Origin of the sequence: Leucobacter sp. gxy201 (assembly GCF_051043335.1) — a bacterium.
Lineage (GTDB): Bacteria > Actinomycetota > Actinomycetes > Actinomycetales > Microbacteriaceae > Leucobacter.
Genome location: NZ_JAMXWS010000002.1, coordinates 59037 through 73153 on the forward strand (window position 1 = coordinate 59037; position 14117 = coordinate 73153).

Annotated in this window: 11 protein-coding genes and 1 tRNA gene; 3 read left to right on the forward strand and 9 right to left on the reverse strand. The window is 69.3% G+C overall.

Annotation, left to right across the window (positions count from 1 at the left end):
* Positions 1-182 precede the first annotated feature (182 nt).
* The 3 genes from NHL51_RS03210 to secA form a co-directional block, all read right to left on the reverse strand.
* Positions 183-255 (reverse strand) — tRNA-Thr (locus NHL51_RS03210).
* A 91-nt stretch (positions 256-346) separates the two neighbouring features.
* The gene (locus tag NHL51_RS03215) at positions 347-1366 is read right to left on the reverse strand and encodes a DsbA family protein (RefSeq protein ID WP_434141734.1); all 1020 of its coding nucleotides are present in this window, start codon (positions 1364-1366) and stop codon (positions 347-349) included.
* Positions 1367-1413: 47 nt separating this feature from the next.
* Entirely contained in the window at positions 1414-4182 is a 2769-nt protein-coding gene (gene secA, locus NHL51_RS03220; protein WP_434141735.1) for a preprotein translocase subunit SecA, read from the reverse strand.
* A gap of 219 nt (positions 4183-4401) precedes the next feature.
* Here secA and NHL51_RS03225 point away from each other — a divergent pair, with 219 nt between their 5' ends.
* From NHL51_RS03225 to NHL51_RS03235, 3 genes are all read left to right on the forward strand, one after another.
* Positions 4402-4863, forward strand: a complete 462-nt coding sequence (locus NHL51_RS03225) for a Fur family transcriptional regulator (protein ID WP_434141736.1) — start codon at positions 4402-4404, stop codon at positions 4861-4863.
* Between the two features lie 64 nt (positions 4864-4927).
* Positions 4928-6424: a catalase gene (locus tag NHL51_RS03230; RefSeq protein WP_434141737.1), complete on the forward strand. Its 1497-nt coding sequence runs from the start codon at positions 4928-4930 to the stop codon at positions 6422-6424.
* 171 nt (positions 6425-6595) lie between these two features.
* The gene (locus NHL51_RS03235) at positions 6596-7339 is read left to right on the forward strand and encodes a polyprenol monophosphomannose synthase (protein WP_434141738.1); all 744 of its coding nucleotides are present in this window, start codon (positions 6596-6598) and stop codon (positions 7337-7339) included.
* 75 nt (positions 7340-7414) lie between these two features.
* Here NHL51_RS03235 and hpf read toward each other — a convergent pair whose 3' ends face one another.
* The 6 genes from hpf to NHL51_RS03265 form a co-directional block, all read right to left on the reverse strand.
* Positions 7415-8044 (reverse strand): ribosome hibernation-promoting factor, HPF/YfiA family, encoded by a 630-nt coding sequence (gene hpf, locus NHL51_RS03240; protein WP_434141739.1) that lies wholly within the window; start codon positions 8042-8044, stop codon positions 7415-7417.
* Entirely contained in the window at positions 7995-8939 is a 945-nt protein-coding gene (locus tag NHL51_RS03245) for a ComF family protein (RefSeq protein ID WP_434141740.1), read from the reverse strand. The genes hpf and NHL51_RS03245 overlap by 50 nt, the downstream gene beginning before the upstream one ends.
* A gap of 108 nt (positions 8940-9047) precedes the next feature.
* Positions 9048-10715, reverse strand: a complete 1668-nt coding sequence (locus NHL51_RS03250) for an LpqB family beta-propeller domain-containing protein (RefSeq protein WP_434141741.1) — start codon at positions 10713-10715, stop codon at positions 9048-9050.
* 5 nt (positions 10716-10720) lie between these two features.
* Positions 10721-12541: an MtrAB system histidine kinase MtrB gene (gene mtrB / locus NHL51_RS03255; protein WP_434141742.1), complete on the reverse strand. Its 1821-nt coding sequence runs from the start codon at positions 12539-12541 to the stop codon at positions 10721-10723.
* 7 nt (positions 12542-12548) lie between these two features.
* The gene (gene mtrA / locus NHL51_RS03260) at positions 12549-13232 is read right to left on the reverse strand and encodes an MtrAB system response regulator MtrA (RefSeq protein ID WP_434141743.1); all 684 of its coding nucleotides are present in this window, start codon (positions 13230-13232) and stop codon (positions 12549-12551) included.
* 435 nt (positions 13233-13667) lie between these two features.
* Positions 13668-14111, reverse strand: coding sequence for a metallopeptidase family protein (locus tag NHL51_RS03265; protein ID WP_434141744.1), 444 nt, complete (start codon positions 14109-14111; stop codon positions 13668-13670).
* Between the last annotated feature and the right edge of the window lie 6 nt (positions 14112-14117).

Consider the following 14117-nt stretch of genomic DNA (forward strand, 5'->3'; position numbering starts at 1 on the left):
TGCCGAACTCGCGTGCGGGATCTGGTGCACAATTCTCGACTGATTCTGCACTTATCTCCGCACGCGGCGGGAAGAACGCTTCACCGGGCCGGTATCAGAGCCCACCCCGCGCTGCGCTCCGTGGGCTGCCGCCGTGGGCGGCACGGGCTCTCGGCCCCAAATGCTCCTCATTCGGAGCTGAGAGCCCCCCGCCGGACTCGAACCGGCCACCTGCGGTTTACAAGGCCGCTGCTCTACCAGATGAGCTAGGGAGGCGTGGGCGGCGAAACCGCCCCCAGGCAGTCTACTAGACGGAAACGCCCACGGATCACCGTGCGGGACCCGTGGGCGTTTCCGTCGACGCGGGTCAGCCGGCAGTTGCGGCGTCGGCTTCCTTCGCGGCGCCAGCGTCCTTCGACTCGTCCTTCGCGGCGTCCTTCGACGCGTCGCCGCCCTTCGCGGCCTTCTCGACCTCGGCCTTGACCTTGAGCAGGTAGTTCTCGAGGTCGCCATCGCGGCCCGAGAGCCACTGCTGGCCGTTGACGATCACGAGCGGGGTCGAGATGAGACGCTGCGGTTCGCCTTCCGGCTGCAGCTCCTGGCCGGTCTGATCGAGCGCGATCTGGGCGCCCTCTGCGAGACCGACGACGCCGGTCTCGGTCGCGGCCTTCGTGTTCGAGGCGACGAAGTCGGCGAAGCGGCGATCCTTGACGCACTGCTTCAGCTCCGTGTCGACGTTCGCCCCGGCGGCCTTGGCCTGGTCGAGCAGCTCGTCGTCGGTGAGGCCCTGCGTGTTCTCGGACGGCTGCACCTCGGCGCTGAGCAGCGCATTGTGCAGCTTGAAGGCGGCATCGGGCTGCTGCTCGACGACGCAGCCGAACAGGTTCGCGGCGCGGGTCGAGTACTTGGTGCCGAGCGATGCCGGGTCGAGGAAGTTGAGGGGGTACACCTGCAGCGTGATGTCGCCGCTGCCGACGTAGTTCTCGAGCATGGTGCCGTTGGCCTGCTCGAAGGCGCCGCAGGCGGGGCACATGTAGTCGGCGTAGACGGTGACGTCGAGCGGCAGCTCATCGCGGTTCACCTCGGGCGCCTTGCGCGTCTCGTCCGACTGCAGTGCGGCGGTCTTCTGCACCTTCAGGTCCTTGCCGAAGACGACACCGCCCGAGGCCATGTTGGCGGGGCCGGGGCCGGCGGGAGCGGTCGCCTGCTGGACGACGAGCCCGACGATGGCGAGGATCGCCACGATGCCGAGCACGATGCCGCCCTGGATGAAAAGGCGGTTGCGCTTCTCGCGCTTCTGCTCCTGCTCGCGGGCGGCGCGGGCCTGCTCGCGAGCCTGCTGGCGGCGTTCGTTCTTGGTAGGACGAGCGTTCGATTCATTCGACATGACTGTGGAAGTTTTCTCTCGTGATGTGATCGCGGGGTCGGGCCGCGCTACTTCTTCTTGTTGGCGCGGCGAGCAGCGCGGTTATTGCCCTCTGCGGGCACCTGCTGGCCGAATGCGCCGCGCTCGGTGGGAGCCTGCTGCGCCTGAGCGGCACGGCCGCCCGCGGCGGCACGGGCCCCGGCACCGCCCGACCCGGCGTTCGCGCCCGAGACCTCGGGGTCGCCGTCTTCATCGGGGGCGCTGTAGCTGAGCTTCGACTGGTCGGTCGCCTGCTCCGCTTCGAGGCCGCCGCCTTCGAGGTGCACGTGATCCTGCGGGCCTTCGGCCGGGCGCACCTTGACCTCGAGGTTGTAGAGCAGACCCATGGATTCCTCCTTGATCTGCCCCATCATGCCCTCGAACATGGTGTAGCCCTCGCGCTGGTATTCGACGAGCGGGTCGCGCTGTGCCATAGCGCGCAGGCCGATGCCCTCCTTGAGATACTCCATCTCGTAGAGGTGGTCGCGCCAGCGTCGGTCGATCGTGGTGAGCACGACGCGGCGCTCGAGCTCGCGCGTCGCCTCCTCGCCGAGGGCGGCCTCGCGGTTCTGGTAGGCGACCTCGGCATCGGAGAGGATCTCGCGGCGCAGGAACGCCTTATCGATCTTCGAGCTGCCGGCTTCGGCGAGCAGCTCGTCGACGGTGATGCTCACGGGGTAGACCTGCTTGAGGTCGCTCCAGAGGGCGTCGAAATCCCAATCCTGGTCGGTGCCGTGCGAGTCGAGGATCGCGTCGATCGTCTGCACGCGGAAGGCGTCGATGCGGTCCTCGATGGTGCCGCCGTCGAGGATCTGCTGGCGGTCGGTGTAGATCGCCTTGCGCTGGCGGTCGAGCACGTCGTCGTACTTCAGCACGTTCTTGCGGATCTCGGCGTTGCGCTGCTCGACCTGGCTCTGCGCGCTCTGGATGGCGCGGGTGACCATCTTCGATTCGATCGCGAGGTCGTCGGGGAAGCCGTCGCGGTTCATGAGCGATGCGGCCGCGCCCGAGTTGAACAGGCGCATGAGGTCGTCGGCGAGCGACAGGTAGAAGCGGCTCTCGCCGGGGTCGCCCTGACGGCCCGAGCGGCCGCGCAGCTGGTTGTCGATGCGGCGCGATTCGTGGCGCTCGGTACCGAGCACGTAGAGCCCGCCGGCGGCGGCGACCTTGTCGGCCTCCTCCGAGACGGCCTCCTTCACCGCGGCGAAGACGTCGTCCCAGGCGGCCTCGTAGGCGTCCGGATCGTCTTCGGTCGAGAGGCCGCGCGCGGCCATCTCCTGCACCGCGAGGAACTCGGCGTTGCCGCCGAGCATGATGTCGGTACCGCGGCCGGCCATGTTGGTGGCGACGGTGACGGCGCCGAGTCGGCCGGCCTGCGCGATGATCGCGGCCTCGCGCGCGTGGTTCTTCGCGTTGAGCACCTCGTGGCGCACGCCCTTCTTCGCGAGCAGGCGCGAGATGTACTCGCTCTTCTCGACGCTGGTCGTACCGACGAGCACGGGCTGGCCCTTCTCGTGGCGCTCGGCGATGTCTTCGACGGCCTGCGTGAACTTCGCCTCCTCGTTCTTGTAGACGAGGTCGGGCTGGTCCTTGCGGATGAGGGGTTTGTTCGTCGGGATCGGCACGACGCCGAGCTTGTAGGTCGACATGAACTCGCCCGCCTCGGTCTCGGCGGTGCCGGTCATGCCCGAGAGCTTCTCGTAGAGGCGGAAGTAGTTCTGCAGCGTGACGGTCGCGAGCATCTGGTTCTCGGCCTTGACCTGCACGCCCTCCTTCGCCTCGATGGCCTGGTGCATGCCCTCGTTGTAGCGGCGGCCGGCGAGGATGCGGCCGGTGTGCTCGTCGACGATGAGCACCTCGCCGTTCAGCACGACGTAGTCCTTGTCGCGGGTGAAGAGAGCCTTCGCCTTGATCGAGTTGTTGAGGAACGAGATGAGGGGGGTGTTCACCGACTCGTAGAGGTTGGTGATGCCGAGGTGGTCTTCGACCTTCTCGATGCCCGGCTCGAGCACGCCGACGGTGCGCTTCTTCTCGTCGACCTCGTAGTCGACCTCGGGCTGCAGCTTGCGCGCGACGCGGGCGAACTCGGCGAACCAGCGGTTGGCCTCGCCCGAGGCAGGGCCCGAGATGATGAGCGGGGTGCGGGCCTCGTCGATGAGGATCGAGTCGACCTCGTCGATGATGGCGAAGAAGTGGTCGCGCTGCACGCGCTCGGCGGCGCTCGAGGCCATGTTGTCGCGCAGGTAGTCGAAGCCGAACTCGTTGTTCGTGCCGTAGGTGACGTCGGCGTTGTACTGCTCTCGGCGCACGGTCGGGTCCTGGCCCGCGATGATGCAGCCGGTGGTCATGCCGAGGGCGCGGAAGACGCGGCCCATGAGCTCGCTCTGGTAGGTGGCGAGGTAGTCGTTGACGGTGACGATGTGCACGCCCTTGCCGGCGAGCGCGTTCAGGTACGCGGGCAGGGTCGCGACGAGGGTCTTGCCCTCACCGGTCTTCATCTCGGAGATGTTGCCGTGGTGCAGGTTCGCGCCGCCCATGACCTGCACGTCGAAGGGGCGCAGGCCGATGGTGCGCTTCGCCGCCTCGCGCACCGCGGCGAACGCCTCGGGCAGCAGGTCGTCGAGGGTTTCGCCCTTGGCGAGACGCCCGCGGAACTCCGCGGTCTCCTCGCGCAGCTCCTCATCGCTCAGGTCGGCGAATGACGGTTCGAGATCTGCGACCGTCTTCGCGATCCGCTCCATCTTCTTCAGCGTGCGGCCTTCGCCGACGCGAAGAAGCTTCTCGAGAACTGTCGCCACGTTGTTACTCCTGATACGGTTTGCCCGGCAGATCCGTCGATTCCATGAATCGCCGCCGTTGCCAAATTGAGACAACAACTCAGCTTAGCAATGCCGATCTCGGGGCTCACTGTGGATTCCAAGAGTGCCCGCCGGCGGTCTCCGCGCTCCGGCTGCGCCTGCGACACTTCCGAACGAGATCTTTTTTGAATCATTCAAAATAACGAGTAGACTGTCGGCATGACCTCCACCGCTGCCCTGCCCGACGCCGCCGCGCGTCTCGGCGCCGCGGGCCTGCGCTCGACCGCGCCCCGTCGGGCCGTGCTCGAGGCGCTCTCGCGGGGCGGTCATCTCGATGCGAGCGACGTGTTCGACGCGCTCAAGCACGACCTGCCGGGCACCTCGCTGCAGGCGATCTACATCGTGCTCAGCGCGCTCACGAACGCGGGCCTGCTGCGCAAGATCGAGTCGACCGGCGGCCCGGCCCGCTACGAGGCCCGCATCGGCGACAACCACCATCATCTCGTCTGCCGCGCATGCGGCCGCATCGAAGACGTCGACTGCGTCATCGGCGCTGCCCCGTGCCTGACGCCGAGCGACACGGCGGGCTTCACCGTCGAGCAGGCCGAAGTCGTCTTCCACGGCATGTGCGCCGCTTGCTCGCGCGACGCTCGCGCAGACAGCGCTGTCGGCGCGAACTGATCCCTGCCGACACCCCCGAGCCACCATTCACCGCAACGCACCACCGCAACCCGAAAGGATCACCATGTCAGAGCAGAAGCTGACGACGACCCAGACCGGCACGCCCATCGCCAGCGACGAGCACTCGCTCACCGTCGGCGCCGACGGGCCCACCGTGCTGCACGACCGCTACCTGGTCGAGAAGCTCGCCGCATTCAACCGCGAGCGCGTGCCCGAGCGCAACCCGCACGCGAAGGGCGCCGGCGCGTTCGGCGAGTTCGTCGTCACCGAGGACGTCTCGCAGTACACCCGCGCGGCCATCTTCCAGAAGGGCGCCAAGAGCGAGACGCTGCTGCGCTTCTCGTCGGTCGCGGGCGAGCAGGGCTCCCCCGACACGTGGCGCGACGTGCGCGGCTTCTCGCTGCGCTTCTACACGACCGAGGGCAACCTCGACATCGTCGGCAACAACACCCCGACCTTCTTCCTGCGCGACGCGATCAAGTTCCCCGACTTCATCCACTCGCAGAAGCGCCTCGGCGATTCCGGCCTGCGCGACGCCGATATGCAGTGGGACTTCTGGACCCTATCGCCCGAATCGGCCCACCAGGTCACCTACGTGATGGGACCGCGCGGCCTCTCGAAGTCGTGGCGCCACATGAACGGCTACGGCTCGCACACCTACCAGTGGATCAACGCCGACGGCGAGCGCTTCTGGGTGCAGTACCACTTCCTCTCGCAGCAGGGCGTCGTGCCCATGTCGCCCGAGGATGCGGAGCGCATCGCCGGTGAAGACGCCGACTACTACCGACGCGATCTCTTCGACTCGATCGCGCAGGGCGACTATCCGTCGTGGGACGTCTACGTGCAGGTCATGCCGTACGAGGAGGCGAAGACCTACCGCTTCAACCCCTTCGATCTCACGAAGACCTGGCCGAAGGCCGACTACCCCCGCATCAAGGTGGGCACCTTCACGCTGAACCGCAACCCGCAGAACTTCTTCGCCGAGATCGAGCAGGCCGCCTTCTCGCCCGGCAACCAGGTTCCCGGCACCGGCATCTCGCCCGACAAGATGCTCATGGCCCGCGTGTTCTCGTACGCGGACGCGCAGCGCTACCGCATCGGCGCGAACTACAACCAGCTGCCGGTGAACCAGCCGCACGCCACCGAGGCGAACAACTACATGCATCAGGGCAACATGCAGTACCACTTCCCGCCCGCATCGCAGCGCGTCTACCACCCGAACTCGTTCGGCGCGGCCGGCGGCCCGGCGGTCAACCCGTCGGCGGGCGTCGAGGCGACCTGGGAGGCCGACGGCGAGCTCGTGCGCTCGGCGGCGACGCTGCGCGCGGATGACGGCGACTTCGTGCAGCCCGGCATCCTCTACCGCGACGTGTTCTCGGACGAGGAGCGCGCCTACCTCAAGGCGAACCTCGAGGGCCAGGCCAAGGCGATCACCATCGACGAGATCCGCGAGCGCTTCTTCCAGTACTGGACGAACGTGGATGCGGGCCTCGGCCAGCACCTGCGCGAAGCGTACGCCGCCGGCGCGGGCGACCGCGCGACCGACGTGCACGAGGGCTGATTCCTCTCGCGAGCGGTGAACCGGGCCGGTCTTCTCACTCGAGAAGGCCGGCCCTTCACTGTTCCCGGTGCACTCGTGGTGCCGGCCCGCCCCACGGGCCCCGGCGCGCCGACGGCGCGCCCGCCCGCGACTCCTCGCGACCGCTCAGCCGCGGGATGCCAGGATGGAGAGGTGAGCGGCAATCTCGGCGCGGGCTCCCTCGTGATCCTGCCCACCTACGACGAGCGCGAGACCCTGCCCGCCACGATCGCCGGTGTGCGCGAGCATCTGCCCGGCGCCGACATCCTCGTCATCGACGATGCGAGCCCCGACGGCACGGGCGTTCTCGCCGACGCGATCGCGGCCGAATCGACCGGTGTCGCCGTGCAGCATCGCGGCGGCAAGCTCGGGCTCGGCACCGCCTACCTCCAGGGGTTCCGCCACGCGATCGACCACGGTTACCGCTTCGCGATCGAGATGGATTCGGACGGGTCGCACCGCCCCCGCGATCTCCCCGCACTGCTCGTCGCGGCGGAGGACGGCGCGGGCCTCGCGATCGGGGCGCGCTGGGTACCCGGCGGCGAGATCGTGGGCTGGCCCCGCTATCGGCGCTGCATCTCGCGCACCGGCACCGGAGTGGCCCGGGTCGCGCTGCGCTCGCAGCTGCACGACCTGACGAGCGGGTTCCGCGTCATCGATACGGCATGGCTCGCCCGGCTCGATCTCGAGTCGATCGATTCGCAGGGGTACGGGTTCCAGGTCGAGACGGCGTGGCGGCTCGAGACGATGGGCTGCCCGATCGCCGAGGTGCCGATCGTGTTCGTCGAGCGCGCGGGCGGGCGGTCGAAGATGTCGAGCGCGATCGTGCTCGAAGCGCTCTACGGGGTGCTGCGCTGGGGGTGGCGGCTGCGCTTCCCGCGCCGCGAGCCGGCGTAACGCGTGCTGGCGTAACGCGTGCGGGCCCGCGCCCCCGAATCGGTCGGGGTGCGCGGGCCCGCACGGGGTGTTCGCTCAGTCGTCGCTGAGCGAGATCACGCCGTAGTTCCATCCCTTGCGACGGTAGACGACGCTCGGCTTCTCGGAGCCGGCTTCGACGAAGAGGAAGAAGTCGTGGCCGACGAGCTCCATCTGGTCGACGGCCTCTTCGACCGACAGCTTCTCAGCCGGGAACTCCTTCGTACGGATGACGACGGGGCTGTAGTCCTGTTCTTCGTCGGTGCCGACGACGGGCACCGCACCGGTCGCCACCGCGTTCAGCACCTCGGCGGGTGCGGGAGTGATGTCGACTCCCGCGAAGTCTTCTGCCGACGCATCGGCGAGCGAGGTGCGGCCGCGACCGCGGCGATCCTGGCGCTTGTCCTTCATGCGACGGATGCGTTCGAGCACGCGCCCGTAGGCCATGTCGAAGGCCGTGTACTTGTCGCCGCCCACGGATTCTGCGCGAATCACGGGGCCCGGGCCGATGAGCGTGATCTCGACGCGATCGCCGTGCTTGGGGCTGCGATCGGTCTGCCTGGAAACCCTGACCTCGAGCGCCTGCGCCTTGGGCAGCAGGCCCGCCACCTTCTCCGTCTTCGTTTCGACGTAGTTCTCAAACCGATCGGTGATCCCGACGTTCTTGCCGCGGATGTTCACGTCCATAGTGACCTCCCAGGTGACTCAGGCGGGTGGGCCAGTGCGGCGCACCGTTACGCCTTTGATCGAACTCTACCGCGTGCGGGGCGGCCGGTTCCACCTGTTCCGCGTCTGCTGATGAAACTCCGAGCCGGCCGCCTCGGTCGTCGTGTCGGGGCACCGCGCACACGACGGCCGCGACGACCACCCGGGCGCCCGCGATTTCCAGGCGCTCCGCGGCGGCGCGCAGCGTCGCACCCGTCGTGACGATGTCATCGACGAGCACGACCTCTCGCCCGCGAAGAAGTTTTTCGCACGACCGTTTCACGGCGACCCTCCGGGCGTTTCGCTCGCGCTCACGGGAGGCGAGCCCGACCTGCGCGATGCGCCCGGGGAGGGCCCGCAGCGCCGGCAGGCGCATCGCGGCGATGCGGCGCCCACGAAGCCCGTTCGCGGCCCGCTCCCCCGGCGCTCCGCGCCGCAGCGCGCGGGCGATCAGCAGCTCGACGTGCCGGTAGCCGCGCCGGCGCACCTGCGCCCGTCGCGACGGCACGGCGACGACCAGAGGCGCGCCGGGCCCCCGGCATTGTGCGAGCGCGGCGCGCAGCGGGGCGCTCAGACGCGGCGCGAGCTCGCGGGCGAACCGCGCCCGCCCCGCGTGCTTGTACAGCACGAGCATCGCGCGCACGGGTCCGTCGTAGACTCCGGCCGCGAAGCACGGCAGGCCGATGTCGCGCTCGACCAGCGTCGGCGGGGCGCGCACCTCAGCGAGGCACGCGTCGCAGCAATCGCGATCAGCAGCGCCGCAGCCGAGGCACGCGGTGGGCCAGAGCAGGGCGAGCAGGTCGAGCCCGAGCTCTCGTATCGCCGGCATCATCACGCGCATGGCTCCAGGCTCGTCGCAGAACGCCGCGCGCACCACCGCAGAATGGCGAATGTGCGAAAGCAGGCGCCGATGACGTCGCGGGCCGCCCTGTGGAGGGAGGACCGCAGGGCGGTGCGACGCGATCCCTGTCGAGCCCGGCCCGGGTCACTCCTGCTTCGCGAGCACCGAGATTTCACCGATCGAGCGCTGCCAGCCGCCGCCCTGCGAGGCGTAGAGCTCGCCGTCGGCCGCGCGCACGCGCAGTTGTGCTCGGCTGCCGCCGCTCGCGATCTGCACGCCGCCCGGCACCGACCCCTGCTCGTTCAAGAGCAGACCGACGCCGCCGACGCCGACATTGCCGGCGCCGCCCTCGCGCGTCAGCGTCGCGAAGCGCGTCGAGTCGATCCAGTCGAAGTCGGTCGCATCGCCCTCTGCCCACATGCGCACATCGGCTTCGGAGGTCGTGCGCACCGGGGCACTGGCCTCGTCGCGCACCACACCGGCGACGGCGACGACGCTGTAATCATCGCCGCTCTGCGCGAGCGCCGCGATGCGGCTGCCGTCGGGCGACACCTGCACGACCGACGCCCCGAAGCCCGCCAGCCAGGGCGCCGGCAGCGCGTAGCCCGTTCCGTTCGCGCCCGAGACCCAGATCTCGCCCGCCGCGTTCGTGCTCCAGGTGTAGCCGTAGAGGTCGAGGTCGGGGGCGAGCAGGTTCGGGCGCTCGTCGACGACGGTGCGCGACCCCGCCACGATCCGGCTGACGCCGTGCGCGCCGAGCGACGCGGCCAGCGAACCGTCGTCGGAGAGCATGATCGCCGTCGGCCCGTCTTCGACGAGCGCACCACCGAACCGCGCATTCTCGACGAACTCGCCGTGCTCGATCGTGCCGAAGGCGCCGTCGCGGATCACGGAGGGATTCAGCGTCTCGACCACCGGCACCGACGGCTGTTCGGCCGCCCCGCCGACCTCGCGGATGGTGGCGCCGTTCGCCAGCACGTCGAAGCCGATGACCCCGGGCACCGATTTGAGGCTCTCGCGCAGCTGGGCGAACATCTCGGCCATCGCGTCGGGCCCCGCCTCGACCGCCTCGGCGGTGAGATCGATGCGGGCCCGACCGTCGAGCACGGTGACCGCCGAGGTGGCGAGCGCAGTGCCCGACGGGAAGCCGCTGTGCAGCACCTCGCCCATGCGCTCGCTCGGGCCCGCGAGCAGGCCGTTCACGATCTCGGTCGCGAGCGAGGCCCGGCTGAGGTACCAGCGCGTCTCGGGCACCATGAGCCCGGCCGAGGTCGCGAAATAGACCTGGTGAGGCGACCAGACCGCGGTGAACGTCGTGCGGTCGAGGATGATGCCCGCGGGCGCCGATGAGATGCGCCACTCGCCGTCGACCTGCTCGAATTCGAAGCGCATGTCGGTGCTCGGGCCGGGGCCGATCGGCAGCAGCTCCCCCTGCCCATCGACCTTCGCGATCGCCGACACCTCGAGCACCCCGCTCGACTCCCCCTCGGTCGAGTAGAGACGTGCGCCCTCGTCGACGACGACGCCGAACGACGGGTCCCACTGCTCGCCGTATGCGGGGGTGAGAAACTCTCGGGCGACGGCGTAGTCGGCCTCGTTCGAGGAGGCGGCGAGCACGAAGCCGCGCACGATGTCCTCCTGGCTCGACTCCGCGACGGGCCCGAGCGGGTTGAACTGCACGAACTGCTCGGCCTGGCGCAGGTCGGCGAGTCCGGTCTCCACATCGCCCGAACCCGGAATGGCATTGCATCCCACCAGCCCGAGCGCAGCGACCGCGGCGAGCGCGGCCGCGAGCATCCGACGTCGTCCCATCGTCCTCAGCCCTCCTTCGGCGGGTTCGTCTGCGGATTCGAAGGCGGTTTCGAAGGCAGTTTCGAAGGCGATTGCGGTTTCGCGGGCGGCTGCGCTTTCGCGAGCGGCTTGACCTGCGACTTCGTGCCCTTCGGCACCCGTGAGGTCCAGAGCCTCGGCCGTCTGAGCCAGCCGCCCGTGGCCTGCGGGTCGCCCTCCTCGGCGAGCACGTCGCCCGGCAGCAGCGGCAGCGGCGACATGAAGTCGGCGAGGCCTTCCTCGCGCGGCAGCGTGAGCCTGAAGACGGTGCCGACGCCGAGGCGCGACCAGGCATCGAGAATGCCGCCGTGCACCGCCGCGTCCTCACGCGCGATGGCGAGGCCGAGGCCGGTGCCGCCGAGCGTGCGTTTGCGCGACGGGTCGGCGCGCCAGAATCGGTCGAACACGTGCTCGACCGATTCGGCGGCCATGCCGACGCCCCAGTCGCGCACGGTGACCGCGACGGCGCCCGCGTTCGAGTCGATCGTGACGACGATCGCCTCGCCCTCGCCGTGCTCGATCGCGTTGCCGACGAGGTTCGAGATGATGCGGCGAATGCGGCGGGCGTCGACGTCGACGTCGACGTAGCCGCCGAGGGGCCGCACTTCGATGAGGCCCGGCGAGAGGGGCCGCAGGCCTTCGACGACCTCCTCCACGAGCGCCACGATCGAAGTGGGCTCGGTCTCGAGCGTGACCCGGCCGGCGTCGTAGCGCGAAATCTCGAGCAGGTCGGTCAAGAGCGACTCGAAGCGTTCGATCTGGGTACCGAGCACCTCGATGGCGCGCTGTTGGCCGGGCTCGAGTGCGTCGCTCGAGTTCTGCAGCACCTCGCTGACCAGGCGGATGGTGGTGAGCGGCGTGCGCAATTCGTGCGATACGTCCGAGACGAAGCGCTGCTGCATCTCCGAGAGCGTGTCGAGCTCTTCGATGCGGGCCTGCAGAGTGTCGGCCATCTCGTTGAAGCCTCGCGAGAGCACATCGAAGTGCTCGTCGTTCTGCAACGGCATGCGGGCATCGTTCTCGCCGGCGGCGAGACGGCTGCTCGTGCTCGCCGCGGCGCGGATCGGGCGGAAGACGATGCGCGTCATGATCCACACGAGCACGCCGATGAACGCCATCATTGCGACGGCGGCGATGAAGAGTGTGCGCTGGATGAACGCGAGGTTCTCCTGCGTGTCGGCGAGGTTGTAGCCGATGAAGAGGTCGTAGACGCCGGCCCCGGCCGGCAGTGTGAGGCTCGACGCGACGATGATGCCCGGGGCGGGGTCGCCCTCCTCCGAGATGAACGTGACCGGCTGCCAGTACTGCGGGGCATCGCCGTCGATCAGGCTCGACGAGAGCTCGGGCGTGACCGCTTCGACGACCATGGGGCTCGTCGTCGAGGGCGGCGGCGCTTCGGGCAGGGCGACCTGACCGGCCTGGCGCCGCAGATAGACCATTTGGCTCGCCGAGGTGTCCTGCACCGTGCGGCGCACGGAGCCGGCGAGGGTCGACAGGGCGCTGCGGTCCGACGCGTCGGAGGCGTCGATCAGCTGCTGCGCCGCGCGGGTGGCGCGGGCCGAATCCTGGAGCGCCTGATCCCTGCGCGCCGAATACAGGTCTTCGCCCACGCTCGTGAGAATGAAGACTCCCGACACGAGCACGACGAAGCCGGTCACGATGCCCGTGATGGTCATGGTGCGCACCATGAGCGAGGTGCGCCAGCGCCGACGGAACGGCCCCAGAACGGGCTGGGTGACCCGCAGCCACCGCAGGCGCAGCCTGCGGAGGGCGATGGAGAGCCGTGATCGGACGGCGGCGCGCGCCATACGCGGCCTAATCCGTCGGCGCGCCGGCGCGGTACCCGACGCCGCGCACGGTCGTCACGATCGTCGGGCGGTCGGGGTCGAGCTCGATCTTGGCGCGCAGGCGCTGCACGTGCACGTTCACGAGCCGCGTATCGGCCTTGTACTGGTAGCCCCACACCTTCTCGAGCAGCACTTCGCGGGTGAACACCTGCTGCGGTTTGCGGGCGAGGATCACGAGCAGGTCGAACTCGAGCGGCGTCAGGGCGATCGGCGCGTTGCCGCGGCGCACCTCGTGCGCGGAGACGTCGATCTCGAGGTCGCCGACGCGCAGGTTCTCGCTCGTCTCCTGCTGCGGCTCGCGCAGGCGGGCGCGGATTCGGGCGGTGAGCTCGGCCGGGTTGAACGGCTTCACCACATAGTCATCGGCGCCGGCCTCGAGCCCGCGCACGACGTCGCGGGTGTCGGTGCGGGCCGTGAGCATGATGATGGGAGTGCCCGACTCGGCGCGGATGCGTTCGCACACCTCGATACCGTCGAGGCTCGGCAGCATGACGTCGAGCAGCACGAGGTCGGGCCGCATCTCGCGGAACGCTTCGACCGCTTCGGCGCCATCGGCCGAGTGGCGGGTTTCGAACCCCTCGGCCTGCAGCACCATGCCCAGCATCTCCGCTAGAGCCTTATCGTCGTCCACGACCAGAATTCGCGCACTCATGGTCCCATTATGGCCGTTCGGCTACGAGGTGGGCTGTATTGCGGCGCCGCGGCGCTGCGCGGCGGCTCGGAACCGGCCGACCGGCGTGCGCGACTACGCGTAATCCCGCACGGGCGGCGGCGCGGGCTCTGCGCTCGACGCCGAACTGAGCCTCGACGGCATCCTCGACGAGAGCGAGCGGGTGCTGCGCGTCTGACAGACCGGTTCTCGAAGCGAGCGTGCAGGCGATTCACCAGCGTGCAGGGTGCTCACCGTATTTCGGCTGCACGTTGGTGGATCGCCTATACGGTGGCGGGCGAATGGGCTCGCGGGAGAATTAGGGTGACCGTCGAACACGGCCGCGCGAGCCCGCGAACGCGAACCGCGAGCCGCGCGAGGCCGCGCGAGCCGCGAACGCGAGGGCGCGCCAGGCCGAGAAAGCGGGAGGCCGCGAACTCAGAAGTGCTCGAAGCGCCCCGGCAGCAGATCCCACGGGTCGCGCCCGAGGTACTCGCAGACGGCGAGGTAGGCGCAGTGCTCGACGAAGTAGCGGCGGTGCTCCTCGTCGTCGACGTGCAGGCCTCGGGTGCGTTGGATCGGCAGGCGGTACAGCACGATCGTCTGCCCCGGGCGATCGACTGAGAACAGCATGGGGAACTCGCCCGTGCCGACCGTCGAGGGCACTGTCTGGAACCCGAAGTTCACGCCCTGCAACTCGTCGGGCAGCAGCGACTGCAGTAGCTCGACGGCACCGCGCGCGTACACCTCGAATCGGGTGACGCGGCCGTTCGGGTCGGGCAGTCCCGGCCCCGTGATCGACGAGCGGGCGTCGCGTCGGCCGTGCCGGCGCCCCCGATGGATCGGGGCGCGGCTCGTGGTCTTGCGGGGCCTGCCGAACATGGGTTC